The sequence below is a fragment of the Tabrizicola sp. T74 genome (genome assembly GCF_057219935.1).
On the sequence record NZ_JBXVVT010000008.1, the window covers coordinates 131,604 to 154,980 of the forward strand.

The window sequence follows — 23,377 nt, forward strand, 5'->3', positions numbered from 1 at the left end:
CCTGACGGTGCGCACAAGCGCGATCAAGCCCGGTTGGAAATCATGGACGCTCTTCTTCTTTCCCGGATTCAGTTCGGGGCGAACATCTCATTCCACATCCTGTTCCCGACGATCACCATCGCGCTGGGCTGGGTGCTTCTGTTCTTCAAGCTGCGCTTCAACGCGACCGGCGACCGCAAGTGGGCCGAGGCCTACATGTTCTGGGTCAAGGTCTTTGCGCTTTCCTTCGCGCTGGGGGTCGTGTCCGGCATCACCATGTCCTTCCAGTTCGGCACCAACTGGCCGGGCTTCATGGAAACCGTCGGCAACGTGGCCGGCCCGCTTCTGGCCTATGAGGTGCTGACGGCCTTCTTCCTGGAGGCGGTCTTCCTGGGCATCATGCTGTTCGGTGCCAGCCGGGTGCCGGGGTGGCTTCACACAACGGCCACGGCCTTGGTCGCCTTCGGGACCACGATGTCGGCCTTCTGGATTCTGGTCCTGAACAGCTGGATGCACACCCCGCAAGGCTATGAGCTGCGCGACGGCATCGTCCATGCGACGGACTGGTGGGCGATCATCTTCAACCCTTCGATGCCTTATCGGCTTGGCCACATGCTTTTGGCCAGCGGCCTGACCGTGGCCTTCCTGATCGCCGGGATCAGCGCCTTGCGGCTGCTCTTGAAGGACCGCAGCGAAAGCGTCCGCTCGACCTTCCGGGTGGGCGTGATCCTGGGGTCGGTGCTGATCCCCCTGCAGATCCTGATGGGCGACATGCACGGGCTGAACACCCTGGAACACCAGCCGCAGAAGGTTGCCGCGATGGAGGGCAACTGGGAGACGCAAAGCCATGTGCCGCTCCTTCTGTTCGCCCTGCCGGATGAAGCCGCACGCACCAACCATTTCGAGATCGGCATCCCGAGCCTTGCCTCGATCATCCTCAAGCATGACCCGGCGGGCGTCGTGCCCGGCCTGAACGACTTTGTCACCGCCGAGGGAGAGGTGCTGCACCCGCCCGTGGCCCCGGTGTTCTGGTCGTTCCGGATCATGGTCGGCGTCGGCGTCCTGATGCTCTTGGCCAGCTGGACGGGGGCGTTCCTCCTCTGGCGGCGCGGAGTGGACGCGATGCCGCGGCTTTACCTTTACGGGATGTCAGGGCTGGCGTTCTCGGGCTGGATCGCGACGCTGGCCGGCTGGTACACCACCGAGATCGGCCGCCAGCCCTGGCTGGTTCAGGGCGTGCTGTCGACCAAGGCCGCGGTGGCCGACGTGCCCGCGCCGATGGTCCTTTCGACGCTGGTGATCTACCTTGTCGTCTATGCGGCGCTGATCCTGGCCTACATGGGCGTCATCACCTACATGGCGCGCAAGGCTGCCAAGGGGGAACCCCTGCCCAAGGATGAACGTGTGAAGGGCGGCGAGGCCATGGCCGTCCCGGCGGAGTGACGATGATGTTCGCAAGCCTCGACCTGCCCTTCATCTTCGCCGCCCTTCTGGGGCTGTCGATCCTGATCTATGTCGTCCTTGACGGCTTCGACCTTGGCGTGGGGATCCTGTTCCCCTTCGCCAATCAGGACCAACGCGACACGATGGTCGCCAGCATCGGCCCGTTCTGGGACGCGAACGAGACCTGGCTGGTGCTGGCCATCGGGCTGTTGCTGGTGGCCTTCCCGGTGGCGCATGGTGCGATCCTGACGCAGCTGTACCTGCCCGTGGCCATCATGCTGGTCGGCCTGATCCTGCGCGGCGTTGCCTTCGAGTTCCGCGCCAAGGCACCGCTCAAGCACAAGCGAGCCTGGGACGGGGCCTTCTTCCTGGGCAGCCTGATGACGGGCCTGTCGCAGGGCTTCATGCTGGGGCTCTATATCATGGGGCTCAGCTATACTTGGTGGCACGTGGGCTTTGCCCTGATCACCGCCGTCTTCCTGACCGTGGGCTACAGTTTCATCGGTGCGAATTGGCTGATCGCCAAGACCGACGGCGCCTTGCAGCGGAAGGCGGTGGAGTGGTCAAGGGGCGGGATCTGGGGCGTTGTCCTGGGGATGGGGGCGATCTCGCTGGCCACGCCGCTGGTATCGGAACGGATCTACGAAAAGTGGTTCGGTCTGCCCGAGATGCTGTACCTGTCGCCTTTGCCGGTCCTTTCGGCCCTGCTGATCGGGTTGATCTGGTGGCAGTTGCGCCGCCTGCCGATGGAAGGGGACCGCCGGTCCTGGCTGCCCTTCGTCGCCACGATTGCGCTGTTCGCGCTCGGCTTCGCGGGGATGGCCTACAGCTTCTTTCCGTTCATCGTCCCCGAGGCGATCACCATCTACGAGGCGGCCAGCGCCCCGGAGTCGCTGGCGATCATCCTGGTCGGCACGCTGGTCGTGCTGCCGACGATCCTGGCCTATTCCATCCTCAGCTACTGGATCTTCCGCGGCAAGGCGACCGCGCTGCGCTATGACTGACGCTGTGCGGGGCTAGCGAACCAGACCCCGCACACCCTTGGAAATCAGGGTGCTGACCTCATAAAGCACCTGTGGCACCGCCAGCCCGCGCGGGCAGGCGAGGTATTCGGGCGTCCAGACCGGGTCGAACTTCTCCTTGAAGCTGCGCAGCCCTTCGAAATGATAGAACCGCTCGCCATGGTCGCGCACGAACCCGCCGACCCGGTTCCAGAGCGAGGCAAGACGGTGGCTTTCCAGCCCTGAAAGGGGCGCGGCCCCCAGCGAGAACCAGTGAAAACCCTGGTCCCGGCCCCACAGCATGATGTTGCCGAACAGCGCATCCATCGCGAATTTCGGCCCCTGCGGATCATGCCGCATCAGGTCGAGCGACAGCTCTGACCGGTCCGCGCCCTGCATGAGATTGGCAAAGGCGACGATCCGGCCGCTTTCGACGTGACGCAGCACCGCGTGGTCGAAATGCGCCAGGTAGTCCGGCGTGCAGGCGCCAAGGGAAAAGCCCTTCTCTGCCCCGCTGCGCGCGCCAAGCCAGGCATCCGACACCGCTTTCAGACCGGCAAAGGCGGCGGGAACCTGGGCCTTGGACAGGATCTCGAACGCATAGCCCTCGCGCACGGCCTTGTTCACCGCCTGCCGGAAATCGCGCTTGGCACTGCCCTCAAGCGTGAAGCGAGTCAGGTCCACCCGGGCCACTTCGCCGATCTTCAGGATCGACAGGCCAAGGTCCAGATAGGTCGGCAGGAAGGCCGATCCGATGCTGTAGAAGGCGCAGCGCCGCCCGGCCTGATCGGCCATCTCGCGGAAGGTCCAGATCAGCTGCCGCGCGGCTTCGGGGTCGCCGACCGGATCGCCTTTGGAAACCAGCGTGTGTCCGGTATCGGCATAGGCGAGATATGCGCGCCCGGTCGGATCGACCAGAAAGGACTTGTCACCGCTGAGCGCGATCTGCGCCTCGGGGTCGGGGCTTTGGGCCAGAAGGTCCAGCACGGGTTGCGGGATTGCGCCGGGCCGATGCCGCGGACCGCGCGGCATGACCAGCGCATTGAAGCCCACCGCCAGCATGACGACCGCGACAACCAGCGAGGCGCGCAGAAAGCGCGATGCATCGCCGTCCCATGCAAAGTCCCACCACAGCGTATCGCGATAGGCGACATGGCCATAGGCGAAGAACCCAAGCCAGAAGATCGGGAGTACCAGGGCCAGAAGCGCCACGAGCCAGGGCCCGTTCAGCCGGAAGACGGAGGTATGACGCACCCGGTAGAAGGCGCTACGGAAAAGCCCGAGGATGCCAAGCGCCGTTGCCAGGGACAGCGCTTCCTTCCAGTCGAGGCCCTTGGTCAGAGACGCCACCAGCCCGACGCCAAGCAGCAGCATGGCCACCGTCCAGGCCCGCGCCAGCCTACGATGCAACCCGCGCGCCACGATGAGGAGGAGGATGCCCGCAACACTGCCGACAAGGTGCGAGACCTCGACAAAGGCCAGCGGGAAGACGCCGCGCAGCAGGCTGACCCGCGTGGGATCGGAAGGCAGGTTGCCTGACACCAAGAGGATCACGCCCGAGACCAGCGCGATCCCGGCGGCAAGGATCGGCACGATCGGGGCAAGGAGGTCACGCGCAAGGGCAAGCCTGTCGCGCTTGCCCAGCGCCCAAAGCACCGCCATCCCCAGTGCCGCGACCACAAAGGGCAGCACGGTATAGACCAGCCGGTAGAGAAGCAGCGCCGCCAGCACGTCGGACCGTCCGGCTGCCCCGAGGCCCGCGATGATCGCGGCCTCGAACACCCCGATCCCGCCGGGCGTGTGGCTGAGAATCCCCAGCGTGATCGCGCCGACATAGACCGCGAAGAACACGGCAAGGTTCGGCGCGGCATCGGCAGGCAGAAGCGCGTAAAGCGTCAGGGCCGCCCCGCCGATATCGACAACCGCCACCGCGATCAGCGCCAGCGCCAGGCGCAGGTCGGGAAGGGGATAGCCGTGGCCGCCCAGCGTCACCATGCGCGGGCGGCGCGCCAGCCAGAGAAGGAAGGCGGACAGCGCCAGCAGCAGGGCGAACCCGACGGCGGACTCGAGCGTGGGACTGACCGGCAGCACGGCGGCCAGTCCCGCCGGGTGCAGGACCATCAAAAGCCCCAGGATCAGGAGGGCAGCCATCCAGAAGGCCGACCAGGAGGTCGCGATGATGCCGAGGACCAGCCCCAGCTCGATCCCGACTGTGCCGTAGACCCGGTAGCGCACGGCGGTGCCGGTCAGGTAGGAGGCCCCGAGGAGGTTCGAGATCGCGTAGCCGCTGGCCCCCGCCAGGGCCGCCACCCGCAGGGGCACGCGATCCGGTGCCAGCCTGCGGACGGCCAGCACGTCGTACATCGACAGCGCCGCATAGCTGACCATCATCGCCAGGACCGCCAGCGCCAGGGCCGACAGCGGGGCCGCCGCCAGATCGGCCTTGACGTCCGCAAGGTTGACCTGCCGCGACATCAGGTGCAGCGCGAGGATCGCGGCAATGGCCACACCGACAGGCACCAGCGTACGAAGCCAGGGGTTCTCGGCCAGCTGCAACAGGCATGAGAACAGGGACGGACGCGCGGGATTGGGCAAGGGGCTATCGGTCACGCAACCGTTCCTCCAGAAGGTCGATCTGAACCTGCTGCAGGGCCAGCAGCTTCTGCCATTGATGCGCAAGCTGGTGATCCAGCTTTTCATGCAACTGGCGGATCTCCAGTTCGGCCTTCAGGTTGACCTGATAGTCGTTCTGGCTGCGCTGACGGTCCTTCGTCTCCTGGCGCCGCTGGCTCATCATGATGACGGGCGCCTGCATTGCGGCGACGCAGGACAGGACGAGGTTCAGAAGGATGAACGGATAGGGGTCGAAGGGCCGGGCCAGAAGATGGCTGACGTTCAGCCCGATCCAGCCGGCCAGCACTGCCGCAAAGAGAATGATGAAAGTCCAGCTGCCGCCAAAGCTTGCCACCGCGTCGGCGGCGCGTTCACCGAAGGACGCAGGCAGATCGTCCTCGGGCTGGCGCGACAGGATCTGCCCGGTTTCCAGGCTGGCGATGACTTCGCGGTCGATCTCGGACAACTCGCCCCGGTCCAGTTCCAGCATCCGCTCGACATAGAGCCTGCGGAACCGCGACAGGTCCTTGCGGCAGATGAGCTTGCCCTCGGCCCAGCCCGGCGCTGTCTCGGCAATCAGGTCGGAAAGACCGGGGCGCACGGCACCCCAGGGACACATCGCCGCCAACGCATGATGTTCGCCGCAGACATGGCACAGGCCCTGCGGCACGGTCCGCCCCCTGGTCATGACCGTCCGGCCCCGGAAAGGCCGCGGCCGAGAAGGATAAGGGCGATGCCGTTGGCCAGGAAGTTGAGCCCGGTCAGCATCCCCAGCGTCCAGGCTGCCGTACCCGGCCATCCGGTCAGGATCAGAAGACCAAGGACCAGCGACGCAACTCCGGACAAAAGCAGGAGGCCCCAGGCCCGGACCTTGCCACGCAGGCCAAGTCCGACACTGATCGAGGCGGCGCCCTGGATCAGGTAGACGGCGATCAACAGCATGGTCATCGTCTGCACGCCGTCCTGCGGAAAGACCAGGAAGATCGCGCCCAGCGCCAGCACCAGGACGAACAGGGCGGTCGTCATCCGCCATTCGGGATTTGGTCGCAGGGACAGCCCGAAGCCCAGGCCTGCCGACCCCCAGACCAGCAAGAGCACGGCCACCAGCTGCTCGACCGCGATCGTGGCCCAGGCGGGCAACGCGGTCGCCAGAAACCCGAGGATCACGAAGAGAAGGCCGATTGCAGTCAGTCTGCCCATGGGTCGCAGCGGACCGGGCGTGGATGGAATTGTCATGATCTGTCCCCAAGCCAGGGTCGTCACACGCGACCCTTGATCTGAGGAGCTTGGTCCCAAGGAAACCGGTGCTGCGGTTTTCACGATGTTTACATCTTTGTAAGGAAGCATCGGATGCTGGATTTTCCGGATGTTCTGCGACATCGGTTGCCCAAGACGCCCCACGTTTCGAAGGTTTGACCTGTCATGAAGATCCTGCTGGCCGAAGATGACCGGAAAGTCGCCGACTTCATCATTGCCGGGCTTTCCGAAAACGGGCATTCGGTCGACCACGTCACCGATGGGCGCGAAGCCCTGACCTACTGTCTCTACAACAACTGCGACATCGCCATTCTGGACCGGATGATGCCGGGGATGGACGGGCTTTCAGTGGTCAGGACGCTGCGTGCGGCGCGCAAGGACATGCCCGTGCTGATGCTGACCGCGATGGCCGATGTCAGCCAGCGGGTCGAGGGGCTTGCCGCCGGGGCGGACGACTATCTGGCCAAGCCGTTCCACTTCTCGGAATTGCTGGCCCGAGTGACGGCGATTTCGCGCCGCCGGGGGGAGCCCAAGGAAGCGCCTACCCTCAGGGTGCACGACCTGACGCTGGACCTGCTGGCACGGACGGCTCGGCGGCAGGGTCAGCTGATCGAGTTGCAGGCCAAGGAGTTCGCGCTGCTTGAGGTGCTGATGCGCAATGAGGGCCGGGTGGTGACCCGGACGATGCTGCTGGAACAGGTCTGGAACTTCAACTTCGAGCCGAATACCACGGTGGTGGAAACCCATGTCAGCCGACTGCGGGCCAAGATCGACAAGCCGTTCGACACCGCCTTGATCCACACGGTCCGCAGCACAGGGTATTCCATGCATGGACCGCGCTGACGTCACTTCGGGTGCAGCCTTCAAGACCGCCTTGCGCGGAACTGCGGTGCTTGTCGTGGTTCTGGTCCTGTCGGGGGTGACAGCGTTCTTCTACTTGCGGCGCGAGATGATTGCCGAGCTGGAAGATCAGATCGTCGAAGACCAGATCGTCCTGGCCCAGATTTATCAGCACGGTGGGGCGTCCGAACTGATCGATGCCATCAATACTCTGCGCCATCCGCTGCCGACAAAGCTGCGGGCGCTGGGGCTGTTCGATGCCCATGGCGCGGTCCTGGCAGGCAATATCGACCTTGCCCCCGATGTGGTCGGCTGGTCAGAAGTCCAGCTTTCGATCCTGCATTTGGACACGATCGAGACGCCCCCCGCCCTCGGGACGTTCCATGTCAACACCACGAAACTGGACGGCTTTACCCTGGTCGTCGGTCGCAACCTCGAGGCGGCCGAGGCCAAGGAGGACCGGCTGCTTTTCGCGCTAACCATGATGGGCCTTGTGGTTGGCGCCGCGTTCCTGATTCTCGGTTATGGGGCCAGCATGTCGTCGCTGCGCAAGCTGGACCGGATGGCGAAGGTGCTGGACCGGGTGTCCCAGGGCGATACGGCGGCAAGGCTGGGTGTGTCGCAAGACAACGACCAGATCGACCGCGTCGCCCGCGCCATGAACGTGCACCTGGAGCGGCTGTCGATCCTGATGGGCACCACCAAGGCCAATGCCGCCGCCATTGCGCATGATCTGCGCACCCCCCTGTCGCGGGCGTTCCTTGCGGTCGACAAGGCCCAGCTGGGCCTCGATCGGGGCGAGGACCCGCGCACGAGCCTGGACGAGATCGAGGCCGAGCTTACCCGCCTGCGCAGCATCTTCGACGTGATCCTGCGCATCTCGCGGCTGGAGCAGGCCACGGATGACACCGCCACGGCGCCGGTGGCGCTGGCTCCGGTGCTGGCCGACCTGGCCGAAACCTTTGGCGCACTGGCGGAAGACAAGGGCCAGACCCTTGTCCTGAACCACGTCGCACCGGGGTTGGCGATCAGGGCGGATGCGGCGATGCTGTCGCAACTGCTGGCGAACCTCTTGCAGAATGCCATCACCCATTGCCCGCCGGCGACGGTGATCACGCTGGGCGCGGCAGCCGAGAACGGGATCGTGCGCCTCTGGGTGGCCGACACCGGACCGGGCATTCCAGACGGCGAACGCGAAAAGGTGTTCGAGCTGTTCTACAGCGTCGATCCCAACCGCACACAGGGCGGCAATGGCCTTGGTCTGGCTCTGGTCAAGGCGATTGCCGAACGGCTGGGCGGGCGGATCACCCTGTCGGATGCGAACCCCGGCCTGCGGGTGGAAATCGCCTTTCCGGCGTCTTCCGAAAAAAGCGAAACCTGACATATCGGTAAGGCTTCGGTCAGGCCGTGGCAATTTCCCTGGGTGAGACAGTCTGCATGCAACGATCCCGTTGCGGCACCGTTCGAAAGGGAATGGAATCATGAAAAAGCTCAGCACTGTCTCGACCATCGTTCTGGCTGGAGCCACCGCTCTTGTCCTTGGCACCGCCGCCTTCGCAAAGACCGGCTATGGCGAGATGCTTCAGTCGGTGAAGGACGGCCTGGTGTCGATCCAGGTGCCTGAGGCGAACCTCGACAAGCTGTCGGTGGCGCAGTTGGGCGCACTGTCCGAGATCATCGACAGCGATCAGTCGAACGCCGACAAGCAGGCTGCGGCCGAAGCGGTGATCCGTGATGCGCTGAAGCCGGATGCCATGCTTATGACCAATGCGGGCGCCAAGCAGATGGAGGCCGAACTGAAGGTCGATCTTGAAAGCGCTGGCCTGAAGATGCCTAGCCCCGACAAGCTGACCTTCGCGCAGGTCCAGGAACTGCTGGCGATCTTCGAATCCCCCGACGCGAATGATGCGGCGGATGCGGCTGCGGCTCTGTCGAAGATCGAGCATCCCGTGATGGCCACGATGGGCAATGCCGGGGCCAAGCAGCTGGAAGCGGAACTGAAGGGCAACCTCGCGACGGTCGGCATCACCCTGCCCGAGAGCGACAAGCTGACCTTCAAGCAGGTGTCCGAACTGACCACCATCTTCGACCAGGGTGGCTCGAACGCCGACATGAAGGCGGCCGCGATGCAGGTGCTTGGGATGTAACAGCGCCCCGCTTCGACCGGTGGTGAAATTGGACGGCGGGCCTTCTGGCCCGCCGTTCTGCATTCAGGCGCGTCGTCTGTCCGGTAAACGCCGCGTGAGTTTTCTGTCCCCGATGTATGGGTCGCGCACAGCGGGAGGCAACGGTCGGGCGCAGTCTTTCCCCATCCAATCCTGGATCATCGAAAGGAGCTACGACCATGACCTTCAAATCGAAACTCGGCACGGTTCTGCTGGTTGCCCTGATGGCTTCCACGTCGGTCGCCTCGCTGTCCCATGCCAACACCGACGCGAAGCCCGCCTACGCCACGCAGACCCAGATGCTGCGGCTGTCCGAAGAGGCCCTCACCGCGATCAACAGCGCCCAGGCCGCCCGGCTTGAGCTGTTCAACAACAACCCCGAAGGCGCCAAGGCTGCGGTCGATCGCGGCATCGGCGCGCTTGAGGCGGCGCAGGAAACGATGAAGACCGTGGTGATCCCGGGCACGGACGCCGCTGATGCCAAGACGGAATACCTGCCCTTCGACAGCAAGATGAGCCTGGCCGAATCCTTCACCGTGACGCCCGAGAAGGAAGCGGCGCTTGGCAAGGCGAAGGGGATGTTCGAGGCGAACGCGCCTGACCGCGCCATCGACGTGCTGCGGGAAGCTTCGGTCGACGTGATGGTTTCGACCGCGCTGCTGCCCGGCAATGCGACGCTGACCGAACTGCGCAACGCCCAGAAGCTGATCGCTGACGGGAAATACTTCGAGGCCAACGTGGCGCTGAAGTCCATCGAGGACAGCGTGGTCGTCCGCAGCTTCGGAATCGACGCAATCCCGGTGCAGGGCCACAAGGGCTGATGCAGGGTTGACCCGGGGACGACCCCGGGGACCATGAAAACGGAAAGGGCCGGAACCTGTGATCGGGGTCCGGCCCTTTCCATTGCCGCGTCACGCGACCTGTTCCGATGCGCCCCTTGTCGGCCTAATGCGCGGTCACAGGTGCGGCAGACCCTTTCCGCGGGCGCTGCAGGATCAACAGCACCGGCAGCATCAGGAAGGCCGCCCAGCCGGTCAGCACGAAGGCATCCTGAAACGCCAGCATCGAGGCCTGGGCCGACACCAGGCCCGCCAGCGTCTCGGCGCCCCCGGGGGAACTGGCGGTTTGGCCAAGGGGTGCGAGCACCGCAGTCACCTGCGGGTTGAAGGGGGTGATCCCGGCGGTCAGGCTGGCCCAGTGGAACTGCGTCCGGCTGGCCAGTTGCCAGCCGATCACCGCGATCCCGAGCGACGATCCCAGAGACCGCATCACGCCGTAAAGACCCGAAGCCTCGTCCTGGCGGTCAGGCGCGATGTTCTGGAAGGCGAGAGTGGACATCGGCACGAAGAACAACCCCATCCCGACGCCCGAGATCATGCCGGGGACGGCCAGATCCCAATAGCCCGCGTTCAGGTCAAGCCAGCCAAGGGACAGGTTGCCAAAGCCTGTCAGCGTCAGTCCCATGGCGACCAGAAGCCGCGGGTCGTACCGCCCCAGAAGATAGGACCCCGTCACCACCATCGACACCCCGGCCGCAAGTCCGCGCGGCATGAACAGCGTCCCGGCATCCAGCACCGGATAGCCAAGCAGGCCCTGCACGAACAGGGGCAGGATCGCGATGGTGCCGTACATCGCCACGCCGAAGCCGATGATCGTGGCGTTGGCCGCGGCAAAGCTACGGTCGCGCAAGAGGCCGAAGTCGATGATGTTCGTGCTCAGGCCCCAGCCGCGCGCGACGAACAGCACCGCCGCCACCGCCGAGATCAGCGCCGCGACCTGGATGAAGTGCGAAGCGAACCAGTCGCGCGTCTCGCCCTGGTCCAGCACCAATTGAAGCCCACCGATGGCCAGAACCATCAGGACAAGGCCGGTCCAGTCGATATGCACGAGCTTCGGCGGCTCGGCCTTCAGCTCTCCGGCCATCATCACCAGTGCGAAGGCGGCGATCGGCAGGTTGACGTAGAACACCGCGCGCCAGCTGAAGTATTCGGTCAGGATGGCGCCCAGCGTCGGCCCGAGGACGGGCGCCACGACGACGCCCAGCCCGAATAGAGCCATGGCCTGCCCACGCTTTTCCCGGGGAAAGCTGTCGAACAGGATCGACTGCGACAGGGGGATCAGGAAAGCGCCGAAGAGGCCCTGCCCCAGACGGCAGGCGACGATCCATTCCAGGCTTTGCGCCAGACCGCAGAGCATGGAAAACCCGGCAAAGCCCATGATGGCCGTGGTGATCAGCCGACGGCGACCGAAACGGCGGGCGAACAGGCCGGTCAGCGGCATCACGATGATCGAGGCCACGATATAGCTGGTCAGGATCCAGACCGTCTGGTCCGAGGTGATCCCGAAAGCGGCCTTCATGTGCGGCAGGGCCACGTTGACGATGGTGCTGTCCAGAACCTCGAGCACCGCGGTCAGGACGACCGCCAGAACGACAGTCCAGCGGGCGGCAGGCAGGGGCGTCGCGGTGGCCGCCGTTGCGACGCCGCTCATGGTGCGGCCTTCTGGGCGGTCCGGGCATCGACCGTGGCGGTCACGCTGGCCCCCACGCGCAACCGGACAGGCGAGCCGGAGGGCAGCGGGTCAAGCGAGATCCGCACCGGAAAGCGCTGGGTGACCTTGACCCAGTTGCCGGTCGCGTTCTGCGCGGGCAGCAGCGAAAACACCGCCCCAGAGCCCGCGCCCAGGCTTTCGACCTTACCGGTCAACGACTGGCCGGGGTACATGTCGATGTCGATCTCGACGCTTTGGCCGGGGACGATGCGGGACAGGTCGGTTTCCTTGAAATTGGCGTCGATCCACCAGTTTCCATCCTCGACGATGGAAAACAGCGGCTGACCGGCGGACACGACCTGGCCCGGGCGCAGGCGCAGGTTCGCGACCCAGCCAGAGGCCGGGGCCGTCACCGTGGCGTGCGACAGGGCAAGCTGGGCCTGATCCAGGGCGGCCTGGGCTGCCTTGATGGCCGGGGCCTTGCCGCCGCCTGCCTGATCCCGTGCCGCCGCCAGCGCAGCCTCTGCCGCTGCCTTGGCCGCTGCGGCCTGATCGCGCGCAGTCTGCAACTTTTCCAGCCCCGCCGGGGCCAGATCGCCGGACGCTGCCAGTTTGCTGTCACGGGCAAGGTCGGCCTCGGCCTGCGCCAGGGCGGCGCTGGCCGACGTCACATTCGCCTCGGCTGCAGCGACCTCGTTCGTGGAGGCGCCGGTGGACAGGGTGGCCAGGTCCAGTTGCGCGCGCGCCTGGTCGACAGCCGCCTGCAACGCGCTTGCGTCCAGCGTGAAGAGGACATCCCCCGCCTGCACATGCCCGTTCTCGACGACGGCCACGGTTTCGACCTTGCCCGCAACCTGGGGGGCGATGGTCAGGATATCGGCCTGCAACGTGGCGTCATCGGTCGAGGGGAAGGCCTCCTGACGGGCCCACCATGTGTAAATTCCGCCACACGCTGCAAGTAGCAGGCCGACAAGCAGCAAGGGTTTCAGCGCAGGCATGGGGATCGGCACCTTTCATCAGGATGCAGGGTTGGCAATGAAGGGGGGCGGGAAGGGCCGCGCGTCCGTTACGGGTCATCCCGACGGATGCGATCGGCATCCCCGGCTCCGCTGGACCAGATGCTCTGCAGGCCCTGATCACCGGCGTAATGGTGCAGCAGCGCCAACAGCCCGTGCCCGATCAGGAACAGCCAGACCAGAACGCCGGTCAGGCCATGCAGCCAGCGCAGCCATTCGCCCAGGGGCGTCGCCGAGGCCCCGTCGAACGCGGCAAGCAGGTGGCCGACCCCGGTTGCGGCCATGACCGTGACAAGCACCAGCCCAAGGCCATGTGCTGCCGAAGCCATGGGCGCTGTCGTCCGGAAGTCCGCAAGATGGCCGTGTCGCAAGGCCGCCCAGTGCCGACGCGCGTCTGCGAAGAGTGCCGAACGCCGATCCGCGTTGAACCAGGGAAACAACAGGCCCGCCTCGGTGCCGCTGCGACGGGTGGCGATCACGACCCAGAGGGTCAGTGCCAGCGCCCCGATCAGGAAGTCGCTGTCCTTGTGGAGGGTGAAGAAGCCGTTGCCGGCATGACGTGCCGAAGGGGCCTGCATGACCAGGCCTGCGATCAACTGGACGCCGACGGCTATGGCAAGCGCGCCATGCAGGAACCGCGTGGGGCCAGAATGGTGGGACTGCACTGTCGCTCTCCGGCTGCGGGCGCCAGGTCGCCGGCGGATCAGGGGCCACGGTGCCTTTCCCGATCTGCCGCTGGCGCGTGCATGGTTTCTGATGATCGCGTTCCACCTTTGCCGGATCGACTGTCGCGTGCTGTGCCGAAACCTTACATTTTTGCAAGAATTCCCCCGGCACGCGACGTGCTGCAGCCGGACCGCATGTTCGGAACGGGTTTCCTGACAAAGAGTTAAACCTGCGGAAAACGGTGCGGCAGATCGCACCGCTAGCTCTGTCGTCGTGGCCACAGGGCCCGTTCAGAGAAAGACGACATCATGTATGCACTCCGCAAAACTCTGCCTTCGAAGCTTCTGGCCGTGATGACCGCAGTGGTCATCGCGGGCTCGGCACTCACCGGGCCCGTGCTGGCCGCGAACCCCACCGACCCGATCACCGAGACGGACGTCCTTGCCGCCGAGGCCACCTGGGGCGCAGGCATCGTTCATATCGGCGAGGTCTTTACCAAGGGCGGCGACTACAGGGCGGCCGCGATGGAGCACATCGACGCACTTTACGGCTATGACGACGGAACCGTCCTGTTCAAGCCGACCAAGGCGGCCGTCGACGAGTTCCGCGAGACGAAGGATCAGGCGCTGTCCTACTTCGTCGGCGGGTCAGAGAAAGAGGACCATGGCTTTGCGATCACCCCGTGGAGCGAGGTGCGCTTTGACAACCAGGGCATGGTGATCGACAAGGACAGCGCCGTGGCAATGGGGAACTACTACTTCACCAATGCCAAGACCGGCGAAGAGGTGAAGGTCGACTTCACCATGGGCTTCAAGCGCGCACCGGATGACGGGCACCTGGAGATCTTCCTGCACCATTCCTCGCTGCCCTACAAACCGGCCGAATGACCGTCGGCCGAGGGCAACAGGTAAGGCGGGTCCGACGGGCCCGCCTTTTTTGCATTTCAGCGATCAGCGGGCGAGAAAGTCGCAAGTTTCCGAAAGAGTTAAAGCTGCGGACAGGTTTCCGTAAGCTTTTCGTTCACTGTCTTGGGTTCACACGTGGATCAGCGACCGGAATCACGGGGTTCGGATCAGTCCGTGGGGGCCAGATGCCCCGCCAGGAACCGAACGACCCGAAAGCTCCGGAGGCGTCCAGACCATCGGACGTTGCACTCGGCGTGACCTTGGGTTGGCCGAAAACCAGACAAGGGAACCGACATGAACCGGATCAAGACCATCGCCGTCGTCCTTGGGGGCGCGGGTCTCGTCGCGGGCATTGTCGGCGGTCTGGTTCTTCTGTCAGGGGTGGTCAGCGTCAGCGCCCGCCCGCCACATTCCGGGTTGACCACCGCGCTCCTCCACACCGCCTTCACCCGCAGCGTCGCGCACAATGCTGGCGACCTTGTCGTGCCGGACGACCTTGATGCGCCCGGGCGCGTCGCACTTGGGGCCAGGACCTATGCGGCGGTCTGTTCCAACTGCCACGGCACCCCGGGTCTGGGACAGAACCCGATTGCCCTGTCGATGCGGCCCAGTCCGCAATACCTGCCTGCCGTCGTCGGTCAGTTCTCGGATGCAGAGCTGGCCTGGATCGTCGACAACGGGGTGAAGTTCAGCGCGATGCCCGCCTGGCCCGCCGAAGGGCGGCTGGATGAGACCTGGTCCGTGGTGGCCTTCCTGAAGCAGCTGCCCGACATGACGCCCGCGGATTACGCCGCGCTGACGGCAAGCGACCCGGCCGCGGTGACCGAGATGCCCATGGGCACGGACCTTGCGCCCGTGGAAAGCAAGATGCCGCGCCGGTCCGAACCGCTGGAGGAATATGCCTGGACAGTGCCTGCTTCGGGGTTCGGCGGGGTCGCGGTTGGCAACGAGCCCCTGGTCCGCTGTGCGGGCTGCCACGGTGTCGACGGCCGCGGGACGGTGACCGGGGGCGAGGCGCCGAACCTGACGATCCAGACGGCGGAGTATCTGCACGCCGCCCTGCGGTCCTATGCCGAGGCGCGGCGCCACAGCGGCTTCATGCAGCCACAGGCGGCGACCCTGACGGACGCGCAGATGCTGGCCCTGGCCGAGTATTTCAGCCGGGTCCCGCGTTCGGCAGGCGGCCCCGACGCGCCCTCAGCCGAAGCGCTGGCGCGCGGACGTGACATTGCGATGAACGGCATTCCCGACAAGGGCGTCGCCGGCTGTCTGACCTGCCATGAGCGCGGCGCCGATGAACCCGACAAGGGCCTGTACTTCCCGTCGCTTTTCGGCCAGTCCGAGACCTTCCTGCGCCGCCAGCTCGACCTGCTTGCCGCCGGGTCGCGCGGCGCCACTGGCATCTACAACCCGATGCACGCCGAGGCGCATGGCATGTCGCAGGCCGACCGCGATGCCGTGGCTGCCTGGCTGTCCGCCCAGGTGCCGACGAAGGTGGCAAGCCTGGGCCAGGAGGCGGTCCCGGTATCGGCCAAGATTCAGGAAATGACGGTCAAGGTCTGCGCGACCTGTCATGAGGCTGACCTGGCGGGCAGCAAGGATGGCCATGCGCCGAACCTGACCCTGCAGACGGCGCCCTATATTCTGGAAACCCTGCACAGCTTTCACCTGAACAAGCGCCACAACAGCCAGATGGTCGAGATGACCCGCAACCTGACCATGGCCGAGATCGAAAGCCTTGCGTCCTTCATCGGGGACATGCCCCCCGTGGCCCGTGCGCAAGAGCTTGACGCCGCAGCCATCGCCCGGGGTAAGGAGCTTGCGCTGAACGGCGACCCGGAGCGGGGGCTGCCCGCCTGCGCGACTTGCCACGGCGCGTCCGCGGTCGAAGCGCTGCCGCTGTTTGCGCGGCTGGATGGCCAGTCGGCGGTCTATCTGGAACGGCGGCTGAGAGAGCTGGACAGCGCCTATGCTGCCAAGACGGCCGGGCTGAACCCGATGTATCAGTTTGCGCGCAAGCTGACGGAAGGGGAACGGGCCGACCTTGCAGCCTATTTCGCCAGCCTGCCCCCGGTTCCGAAGTAACGCTCTGGTCGCTTTGGCGCCGGGTCGGGGAAACTCCAGAACAGTCCGCTCTGGACCGGTTCCGACAGATCGGGCTGTTGCGCCAACCCCAAACGTCACGTCTTGCGCGAGCCCTCTGCCTTGAGGCAGAACGAGACCACCCTGCCGCGATCCAAGACAGGGCGCCATGTGCGCATGGGATAGAGAGGGGTCCGTTCCGCGATGAAGGGCAGGCTGCGTAGCTGGATGTGGGCCCTTGCCGCGGCTTCCGTGCTGCTGATGCCCGTGGTTGTCCAGATGGCGACCAGCAACGTCCTGACCGAGGGACGGGAGCGGGCCGAGAGCAATCTGCGGCAAACTGTAAACGCACTGGAAAGCTACCTGCGCCGCTATGAGGCGCTGCCTGTCCTGCTGGCGCAGAATGAAGAGGTCGGGCTATTGCTGGCCAACCCGGACGATGCGCAGCGGGTTGCCGCCATGAACCTCTGGCTTGCCCGGACAAATGCGCTGATCGAGGCATCGGACCTTTACGTCATCGACCTGGACGGCGACACGATTGCCGCGTCGAACCATGACCGGGATGACAGCTTCATCGGCCAGAACTTCTCATACCGGCCCTATTTCACCGAAGCGCGCGATGGTGGCCTGGGCCGCTATTTCGCATTGGGCACTACGTCGGGGGTGCGGGGCTACTACTTCGCCTCGCCGGTCCGGGACGAGACTGGGCGGGTCCTTGGGGTGGTGGCGCTGAAGGTCGGGGTCGACGCGATCGAGGCCGGCTGGCGCGCGCGCGACTACCGGATCCTGGTCACCGATCCCGAGGGCGTGGTGTTCATGTCGACCGAAGCGGACTGGCTTTATCGCGGGATTCTGCCATTGACCGACGAGCGGCGCGCGCGGCTGGCCGAGACCCGGCGCTATTCCGACGCAGACCTGACCGAACTGCAGGTCGCCTCTGCAACGTCGAACGGGGTGACGCTGATGCAATTGGCGGGTGGCGACAGCGTGGTGCACGAATACATCGCGACCGAAGAGCCGATGCCCCGCGCGGGCTGGACCGTCCGCGTCCTCTTGGACGCGGCACCGCTACGGGCGCAGGCGCGCCTGATCATCGTTGCTGTCGCGCTGTTCCTGCTGGTCGGATTCCTTTCGGCCTGGACCGTCGCGCAGCGCCGGGCGCGGCTGGCGGAACGCCTGGCCATGCAGGCCGCAGCGCGGGCCGACCTGGAACACCAGGTGTCCGAGCGGACGGCCGACCTGACCCGTGCGAACGCCGACCTCCACCGGATGCAGGCCGACCTGGTGCAGGCGGGAAAGCTGGCCGCATTGGGACGGATGTCTGCGGCGCTGAGCCACGAGATCAACCAGCCGCTTGCCGCCGCGCGCAACTATGCCGACAGCGCGGGGCTGCTGATCGACCGGGGCGATACGGCCCGTGCCAAGGAAAACATCGGCCAGATCCTGGGCCTGATCGACCGGATGGCCGCGATCGCCCGCCACCTGCGCAACGTGGCGCGCAAGCCGAACGAGCCCTTGAAGGCCGTGGACCTGGCAGCGGTGGTGCGGGATGCGCTGACCATCGCGCAAGCCCGCCTGACTGCGGCAGGGGCCGAGGTGGTACTGGACCTGTCCGCAGAACTACCCCCGGTACTGGGCGGCCCGGTGCGGTTGCAGCAGGTGATCGTCAACGTGGTGTCCAACGCCGCCGACGCGGTCGAGGGCATGGCTGACCGGCGCATCCACCTGACCGCCTCTCCAGCCGCCGAAGAGGTGACGCTTGCCATCCGCGACCATGGGCCGGGCGTCGCCCCTGCCATTGCAGACCGCATCTTTGACCCGTTCTTCACGACCAAGCAGCTTGGATCGGGTCTCGGCCTTGGGTTGTCGATCAGCTACAACATCATGAAGGATTTCGGCGGCGACCTGAGGGTCTCGAACCATCCGGACGGCGGCGCCGTCTTCACGCTGGTGCTGCGCCGCGCCGGAACCAGTGCGTTGGCCGCGGAATGAAGCAGACCGTCCTTCTTATCGATGACGACGAGGCGATGCGCCGGTCGACCGAGCAGGCGCTGGAGCTTGCGGATTTCACCGTCCAGTCCTTTGCCAGTGCCGAGGCCGCACTGCCCTTCATCGGCCCCGGCTTTACCGGCGCGGTGATCTCGGACATCCGGATGCCGGGCATGGACGGGATGAGCCTTCTGGAACGCCTGACGCTGGCCGACCGCGAACTGCCGGTGATCCTGATCACGGGCCATGCCGAGGTGTCCCTGGCCGTCGAGGCGATGCGGCGCGGGGCCTATGACTTCATCGAAAAGCCGTTCTCGACGCAACGATTGGCCGCTGTCCTGCGTCGCGCGCTGGATCGCCGCGCGCTGGTGATCGAGAACCGCCGCTTGCGCGCCGTGGCGGGTCAGCGCGACGACCTGGAGGCGCGGCTCCCGGGTCGCAGCCCCGCCGTGATCGACCTGCGCCGCCTGGTGCGCACCCTTGGCCCGTCCGAGGCAGATGCGCTGATCACCGGGCCGACGGGCGCCGGGAAAGAGGTGGTTGCGCAGGCGATGCACGACCTGTCGCCGCGGTCCGGCAAGCCCTTCATCGCGATCAACTGCGCGGCCCTTCCCGCGCAACTGATCGAAAGCGAGCTCTTCGGCCACGAGGTCGGGGCCTTTCCGGGCGCCCTTCGCGCGCGCTATGGCCGCTTTGAACATGCGCGGGGCGGAACGATCCTGCTGGACGAGATCGGGTCGATGCCCCTGGACCTGCAGGCCCGCCTGCTGCGCGTGCTGCAGGACCGGGTGATCACCCGGCTTGGGTCCAACGACCCCATCGCGCTGGATGTCCGCTTTCTCGCCACCTCCAAGGCCGACCTTTCCCAGGCCGCCGCCCAGGGCACCTTCCGGCAGGACCTGCTCTACCGTCTTGCCGTCGCCACCATCCGCGTGCCCGCGCTGTCCGACCGGCGCGAGGATATCCCGCTTCTGTTCCTGCAACTGGTCCGCGAGGCTGCCGCGCGTCACGGGGTCGAGGATCGCGTCCCGGACCCGGAGCTGCTGGCCGAGCTTTCCGCCCGCGATTGGCCGGGCAACGTGCGCGAGCTGCGGAATGCCGCAGACCGGTTCGTCCTGGGTCTCGACTGGATGGAGGGCACGGGCCCCGAAGCCCCGCGGCTTGCCGACCGCGTGGCGGGGTTCGAGCGCAGCGTGATCGCGGGGGCCATCGCCGCGCATCGCGGGCATCTGCGGAAGGTCTACGAATCGCTCGGGATCAGCCGCAAGACGCTCTACGAGAAGATGCAGAAGCACGGCCTTGACCGCCGTCTGATCGTCGAGGGGGACGAGGGCGAGAGCTGATCGCCCTGAGGTGGGTGGAAATCCACCCATGCCCAAGCCCGCGATGGGGCCATTCCTACCCAAACACCCTGCCGACGGGTCGGAAACCTTCCCGCCACCCGACGGTTTCCTTTGCCCGCGCGCCGGTTTCGCGCGCCCTTGTCCGCAGCCCGGACGGAGGAGGAAGCCGACCGGGGACACCAAGCCACGTCTGGGAGGACATCATGGCACTTTCGAAAACGCTCTCCGGCCTTGCGGCCGGCGCGGTCCTGACCGCATCAACCGCCTTCGCCCAAACCTATCCCGAACGGCAGATCACCATGGTCGTGCCGTTCTCGGCCGGTGGACCCACCGACACCGTGGGCCGCCTGATCGCCGAGAAGATGTCGGCCGACCTTGGCCAGCAGATCATCGTGGAAAACGTCGGCGGAGCCGGCGGCACGCTCGGTGCGGGCCAGGTGGCGGGGGCCGAAGCCGACGGCTACACCATCCTTCTGCACCACATCGGCATGGCGACCAGCGCCACGCTCTACCGCAACCTCGCCTACAACCCGACCGAGGCCTTCGAATACATCGGCCTCGTGACCGAAGTTCCGATGACCATCGTCGCACGCAAGGACCTGGAACCGGCGGATTTCGCCTCGCTGATCACCTACGTGAAGGAAAACGCCGACACGATCACCATGGCGAACGCCGGGATCGGCGCGGCTTCGCATCTGTGCGGGATGCTCTTCATGCAGGCGGTCGAGGCGCCCATCGTGACGGTCCCCTACAAGGGCACCGGCCCGGCGATGACGGAACTTCTGGGCGGCCAGATCGACATCATGTGCGACCAGACCACCAACACCGCCGAACAGATCAAGGGCGGCACGATCAAGGCCTATGCGGTGACGACACCCGCGCGGCTGGACATCTTCCCCGACTTGCCCACGGTGGCCGAAGGCGGCTTCCCCGAGATGGAGGTGTCCGTCTGGCACGGGCTTTACGCGCCGAAAGGCACGCCCGCCGAGGTGACCGCGCGCCTTTCCGCCTCGCTGCAGGCGGCGCTGGCTGACCCGGCGATTGCCGAGAAGCTGGCGGAACTGGGCACCGCGCCCTCGCCTGCCGCTGACGCGACCCCCGAGGCCCTGAAGGCCAAGCTGGAAGCCGAAATCGCGCGCTGGAAGCCGATCATCGAGACCGCTGGCGTTTACGCCGACTGACCTGATCCGGGGGGCGCCTGCGCGGTGCCCCCCAACCTTTGGCGAGGGGAGGCGCCACCGTCATGAAACTCACCATCGACTGGACCGACGCTCTTGCCGGTCTGCTGTTCATCGCCTTCGGGCTTCTGTTCGGCGTACAGGCGCTGGGGCTGGAAATCGGCACCGCATTCCGGATGGGACCGGGCTACTTCCCGCTCGTGCTGTCCGGGATCCTGATCCTCCTGGGCCTCGCCATCATCGCGAGCGCCATCCACGACCGCGGCAGCGAGGGGATCGGCACGCTGGCCTGGCGCGGGGTCCTGTTCATCCTGCCCGCACCGATCTTTTTTGGCCTCACCGTCCGTGGCCTGGGCTTCGTTCCCGCCATCTTCCTGACCACGCTGATCGCAGCCCTTGCCTCGCTGAAGATGCGCCTGCCCTGGGCGCTGCTGCTTGCCGCCGGGGTCACCGTCTTCGCCACCCTGGTCTTTTCCTACGGCCTCGGCCTGCCCTTCCGCCGCTTCGGCCCTTGGCTTCCGTTCTGAGGCATTGAAATGGACCTTCTTTCCAACCTCTCGCTCGGCTTCGCCACTGCCGCCTCGCCGGAGAACCTGTTCTTCTGCCTGATCGGCGTGATCCTCGGCACCCTGATCGGGGTCCTGCCGGGGATCGGGGCCACCGCGACCATCGCGATGCTACTGCCGATCACCTTCCAGCTGGAACCTGTCTCCTCGCTCATCATGCTGGCGGGTATCTACTACGGCGCGCAATATGGCGGCTCGACCACGGCGATCCTGATCAACATGCCTGGGGAAAGCTCCTCGGCCGTCACCGCCATCGACGGCTACCAGATGGCGCGGCGCGGCAAGGCGGGGACTGCGCTGGCCGTGGCGGCGCTGGGGTCGTTCTTTGCGGGCACGGTGGCGACGCTTCTGGTCGCGCTGTTCGCGCCCCCCCTGACCGCCATCGCGCTGAAGTTCGGCGCGGCAGAGTATTTCAGCCTGATGGTCCTGGGTCTCGTCTCGGCCATCGCGCTTGCCCACGGGTCAATCCTGAAGGCGCTGGCGATGGTCGTCCTTGGCCTGATCCTCGGCCTTGTCGGCACCGACATCTACACCGGCACGCCCCGCTTTACCTTCGGGATCACCGAATATGCCGACGGGCTTAGCTTCGTCGCCCTCGCCGTCGGCGTCTTCGGCATCGCCGAGATCCTGCGCAACCTGGAAGGCGAGCAGGATCGCACCGTCCTTGGCACCAAACTCGGCGGCCTTTTCCCGTCGCGCGAAGACCTGAAGCGGATGGTCGCGCCAATGGTCCGTGGCACCGCGATCGGCTCAGTCCTGGGTATCCTGCCCGGGGGTGGGGCGGTCCTGGCTTCCTTCGCCTCCTACACGGTCGAAAAGCGCTTGTCGGACACGCCGCAAGAGTTCGGCCAGGGCGCCATCGCCGGCGTCGCGGGACCGGAATCGGCCAACAACGCCGGGGCGCAGACTTCGTTCATTCCCCTCCTGACCCTGGGCATCCCGGCGAACCCCGTGATGGCCCTGATGGTCGGAGCGATGATCATCCAGGGCATCGTCCCCGGCCCCAACGTCGCCACCGAACAGCCCGAGCTGTTCTGGGGCATCATCGCCAGCATGTGGATCGGCAACCTGATGCTGGTGATCCTGAACCTGCCCCTGATCGGGCTGTGGGTGAAGCTTCTGAAAGTGCCCTACCACGTCCTGTTCCCGATCATCATGGCCTTCTGTTCCATCGGGGTCTATTCGGTCAACTCCAACGTCTACGACCTCTACGCGGTCGCCTTCTTCGGTCTGATGGGCTACACGCTGCTCAAGCTGAAATGCGAGCCAGCGCCGCTCCTCCTCGGCTTTGTCCTTGGTCCGATGCTGGAAGAGAACCTGCGCCGCGCGATGATCCTGGGCCGTGGCGATCCGTCGATCTTCGTGACGCGCCCGATCAGCCTGACGCTGTTGTTGCTGACCGTAGCCGTCCTTGTGGTGATGCTGATGCCAGCGATCCGCAAGAAGCGCGACGAAGTGTTCGTCGAGGCCGACTAGGTCGGAAGTCAGTAAGCCGCGATGTCTGCCGGTCGTTCAGTCGGCTCACCGGTCGTGACCTGCTGCTATCGAGGGCGGCAACCTGGCCTGACCGGGCTCCCGCCACCACCGTCATCGCTGCCGTTGCTCGTCCCGCTCTCGGCCTCCTGGCCACAAGGTTGGGCGGCGGATCGACTGCGCGGCACCTCAGGAAGGATCCAACGGCCATTCCAATGAACTTTATGGGGAGTTGGGCGCGATCCTGTGGCCATGGTGTGATCTTCGCGAGCTTGGTCAGGGGCGCGGAACGCGGGAAGCCCCGCTGGTTGGCGGGGCGTACGGCATTGATCTTTATGGGAAGATTTGGTTGCGGGGGCAGGATTTGAACC

The 23,377-nt window shown here is 65.8% G+C and carries 19 protein-coding genes; 13 read left to right on the forward strand and 6 right to left on the reverse strand.

The window, feature by feature from the left end; all coding sequences use genetic code 11:
* The first annotated feature begins 42 nt into the window (after positions 1-42).
* Positions 43-1,422: a cytochrome ubiquinol oxidase subunit I gene (locus AC2EAL_RS20645; RefSeq protein WP_484726125.1), complete on the forward strand. Its 1,380-nt coding sequence runs from the start codon at positions 43-45 to the stop codon at positions 1,420-1,422.
* A gap of 2 nt (positions 1,423-1,424) precedes the next feature.
* Complete coding sequence (locus AC2EAL_RS20650; RefSeq protein WP_484726126.1) at positions 1,425-2,426, forward strand: cytochrome d ubiquinol oxidase subunit II; 1,002 nt, start codon at positions 1,425-1,427, stop codon at positions 2,424-2,426.
* Positions 2,427-2,438: 12 nt separating this feature from the next.
* Here the strand turns inward: AC2EAL_RS20650 and mprF are convergent, their stop codons facing one another.
* From mprF to AC2EAL_RS20665, 3 genes are read right to left on the reverse strand one after another with little or no spacing between them, the layout of a single operon-like run.
* The gene (gene mprF, locus AC2EAL_RS20655; protein ID WP_484726127.1) at positions 2,439-5,033 is read right to left on the reverse strand and encodes a bifunctional lysylphosphatidylglycerol flippase/synthetase MprF; all 2,595 of its coding nucleotides are present in this window, start codon (positions 5,031-5,033) and stop codon (positions 2,439-2,441) included.
* Positions 5,023-5,724: a DUF1003 domain-containing protein gene (locus tag AC2EAL_RS20660; RefSeq protein WP_484726128.1), complete on the reverse strand. Its 702-nt coding sequence runs from the start codon at positions 5,722-5,724 to the stop codon at positions 5,023-5,025. Before AC2EAL_RS20660 ends, mprF begins: the two co-directional genes overlap by 11 nt.
* On the reverse strand, positions 5,721-6,236 hold the full coding sequence (locus AC2EAL_RS20665) for an HdeD family acid-resistance protein (RefSeq protein ID WP_484726129.1): 516 nt from the start codon (positions 6,234-6,236) through the stop codon (positions 5,721-5,723). Before AC2EAL_RS20665 ends, AC2EAL_RS20660 begins: the two co-directional genes overlap by 4 nt.
* A gap of 222 nt (positions 6,237-6,458) precedes the next feature.
* Here AC2EAL_RS20665 and AC2EAL_RS20670 point away from each other — a divergent pair, with 222 nt between their 5' ends.
* The 4 genes from AC2EAL_RS20670 to AC2EAL_RS20685 all read left to right on the forward strand — a co-directional run bounded on the left by AC2EAL_RS20670 (position 6,459) and on the right by AC2EAL_RS20685 (position 10,119).
* Positions 6,459-7,136, forward strand: a complete 678-nt coding sequence (locus AC2EAL_RS20670; protein WP_484726130.1) for a response regulator transcription factor — start codon at positions 6,459-6,461, stop codon at positions 7,134-7,136.
* Positions 7,123-8,514 (forward strand): sensor histidine kinase, encoded by a 1,392-nt coding sequence (locus AC2EAL_RS20675; RefSeq protein ID WP_484726131.1) that lies wholly within the window; start codon positions 7,123-7,125, stop codon positions 8,512-8,514. The genes AC2EAL_RS20670 and AC2EAL_RS20675 overlap by 14 nt, the downstream gene beginning before the upstream one ends.
* 100 nt (positions 8,515-8,614) lie before the next feature.
* Positions 8,615-9,280, forward strand: coding sequence for a hypothetical protein (locus AC2EAL_RS20680; RefSeq protein ID WP_484726132.1), 666 nt, complete (start codon positions 8,615-8,617; stop codon positions 9,278-9,280).
* A 197-nt stretch (positions 9,281-9,477) separates the two neighbouring features.
* Positions 9,478-10,119, forward strand: a complete 642-nt coding sequence (locus tag AC2EAL_RS20685; RefSeq protein WP_484726133.1) for a YfdX family protein — start codon at positions 9,478-9,480, stop codon at positions 10,117-10,119.
* Positions 10,120-10,243: 124 nt separating this feature from the next.
* Here AC2EAL_RS20685 and AC2EAL_RS20690 read toward each other — a convergent pair whose 3' ends face one another.
* The 3 genes from AC2EAL_RS20690 to AC2EAL_RS20700 form a co-directional block, all read right to left on the reverse strand.
* Positions 10,244-11,788, reverse strand: coding sequence for a DHA2 family efflux MFS transporter permease subunit (locus tag AC2EAL_RS20690; RefSeq protein ID WP_484726134.1), 1,545 nt, complete (start codon positions 11,786-11,788; stop codon positions 10,244-10,246).
* On the reverse strand, positions 11,785-12,786 hold the full coding sequence (locus AC2EAL_RS20695) for an HlyD family secretion protein (protein WP_484726135.1): 1,002 nt from the start codon (positions 12,784-12,786) through the stop codon (positions 11,785-11,787). Before AC2EAL_RS20695 ends, AC2EAL_RS20690 begins: the two co-directional genes overlap by 4 nt.
* Before the next feature lie 68 nt (positions 12,787-12,854).
* Complete coding sequence (locus AC2EAL_RS20700) at positions 12,855-13,469, reverse strand: cytochrome b/b6 domain-containing protein (protein ID WP_484726136.1); 615 nt, start codon at positions 13,467-13,469, stop codon at positions 12,855-12,857.
* A 309-nt stretch (positions 13,470-13,778) separates the two neighbouring features.
* Here AC2EAL_RS20700 and AC2EAL_RS20705 point away from each other — a divergent pair, with 309 nt between their 5' ends.
* The 7 genes from AC2EAL_RS20705 to AC2EAL_RS20735 all read left to right on the forward strand — a co-directional run bounded on the left by AC2EAL_RS20705 (position 13,779) and on the right by AC2EAL_RS20735 (position 23,009).
* A complete protein-coding gene (locus AC2EAL_RS20705) occupies positions 13,779-14,357 on the forward strand; it encodes a phosphoribosyl-AMP cyclohydrolase (protein WP_484726137.1) in 579 nt (192 codons plus the stop codon).
* 312 nt (positions 14,358-14,669) lie between these two features.
* Complete coding sequence (locus AC2EAL_RS20710) at positions 14,670-16,460, forward strand: c-type cytochrome (RefSeq protein WP_484726138.1); 1,791 nt, start codon at positions 14,670-14,672, stop codon at positions 16,458-16,460.
* Positions 16,461-16,718: 258 nt separating this feature from the next.
* Entirely contained in the window at positions 16,719-18,449 is a 1,731-nt protein-coding gene (locus tag AC2EAL_RS20715) for a sensor histidine kinase (protein WP_484726146.1), read from the forward strand.
* Positions 18,446-19,789, forward strand: a complete 1,344-nt coding sequence (locus tag AC2EAL_RS20720; RefSeq protein WP_484726139.1) for a sigma-54-dependent transcriptional regulator — start codon at positions 18,446-18,448, stop codon at positions 19,787-19,789. Before AC2EAL_RS20715 ends, AC2EAL_RS20720 begins: the two co-directional genes overlap by 4 nt.
* Positions 19,790-19,992: 203 nt before the next feature.
* Positions 19,993-20,970: a tripartite tricarboxylate transporter substrate-binding protein gene (locus tag AC2EAL_RS20725; RefSeq protein WP_484726140.1), complete on the forward strand. Its 978-nt coding sequence runs from the start codon at positions 19,993-19,995 to the stop codon at positions 20,968-20,970.
* A 62-nt stretch (positions 20,971-21,032) separates the two neighbouring features.
* Positions 21,033-21,494, forward strand: coding sequence for a tripartite tricarboxylate transporter TctB family protein (locus AC2EAL_RS20730; RefSeq protein ID WP_484726141.1), 462 nt, complete (start codon positions 21,033-21,035; stop codon positions 21,492-21,494).
* A gap of 9 nt (positions 21,495-21,503) precedes the next feature.
* Positions 21,504-23,009, forward strand: a complete 1,506-nt coding sequence (locus tag AC2EAL_RS20735) for a tripartite tricarboxylate transporter permease (RefSeq protein ID WP_484726142.1) — start codon at positions 21,504-21,506, stop codon at positions 23,007-23,009.
* Positions 23,010-23,377 lie beyond the last annotated feature (368 nt).

Excerpts from the sequence above, each read along its gene's own strand:
- AC2EAL_RS20710 (WP_484726138.1), top strand. The coding sequence starts at position 14,670 with ATGAACCGGATCAAGACCATCGCCGTCGTCCTTGGGGGCGCGGGTCTC.
- AC2EAL_RS20665 (WP_484726129.1), bottom strand. The coding sequence starts at position 6,236 with ATGGGCAGACTGACTGCAATCGGCCTTCTCTTCGTGATCCTCGGGTTT.
- AC2EAL_RS20680 (WP_484726132.1), top strand. The coding sequence starts at position 8,615 with ATGAAAAAGCTCAGCACTGTCTCGACCATCGTTCTGGCTGGAGCCACC.
- AC2EAL_RS20670 (WP_484726130.1), top strand. The coding sequence starts at position 6,459 with ATGAAGATCCTGCTGGCCGAAGATGACCGGAAAGTCGCCGACTTCATC.
- AC2EAL_RS20650 (WP_484726126.1), top strand. The coding sequence starts at position 1,425 with ATGATGTTCGCAAGCCTCGACCTGCCCTTCATCTTCGCCGCCCTTCTG.
- AC2EAL_RS20695 (WP_484726135.1), bottom strand. The coding sequence starts at position 12,786 with ATGCCTGCGCTGAAACCCTTGCTGCTTGTCGGCCTGCTACTTGCAGCG.
- AC2EAL_RS20725 (WP_484726140.1), top strand. The coding sequence starts at position 19,993 with ATGGCACTTTCGAAAACGCTCTCCGGCCTTGCGGCCGGCGCGGTCCTG.
- AC2EAL_RS20735 (WP_484726142.1), top strand. The coding sequence starts at position 21,504 with ATGGACCTTCTTTCCAACCTCTCGCTCGGCTTCGCCACTGCCGCCTCG.
- AC2EAL_RS20730 (WP_484726141.1), top strand. The coding sequence starts at position 21,033 with ATGAAACTCACCATCGACTGGACCGACGCTCTTGCCGGTCTGCTGTTC.
- AC2EAL_RS20660 (WP_484726128.1), bottom strand. The coding sequence starts at position 5,724 with ATGACCAGGGGGCGGACCGTGCCGCAGGGCCTGTGCCATGTCTGCGGC.
- AC2EAL_RS20720 (WP_484726139.1), top strand. The coding sequence starts at position 18,446 with ATGAAGCAGACCGTCCTTCTTATCGATGACGACGAGGCGATGCGCCGG.
- AC2EAL_RS20685 (WP_484726133.1), top strand. The coding sequence starts at position 9,478 with ATGACCTTCAAATCGAAACTCGGCACGGTTCTGCTGGTTGCCCTGATG.
- AC2EAL_RS20715 (WP_484726146.1), top strand. The coding sequence starts at position 16,719 with ATGCCCGTGGTTGTCCAGATGGCGACCAGCAACGTCCTGACCGAGGGA.
- AC2EAL_RS20645 (WP_484726125.1), top strand. The coding sequence starts at position 43 with ATGGACGCTCTTCTTCTTTCCCGGATTCAGTTCGGGGCGAACATCTCA.
- AC2EAL_RS20675 (WP_484726131.1), top strand. The coding sequence starts at position 7,123 with ATGGACCGCGCTGACGTCACTTCGGGTGCAGCCTTCAAGACCGCCTTG.
- AC2EAL_RS20705 (WP_484726137.1), top strand. The coding sequence starts at position 13,779 with ATGTATGCACTCCGCAAAACTCTGCCTTCGAAGCTTCTGGCCGTGATG.
- AC2EAL_RS20690 (WP_484726134.1), bottom strand. The coding sequence starts at position 11,788 with ATGAGCGGCGTCGCAACGGCGGCCACCGCGACGCCCCTGCCTGCCGCC.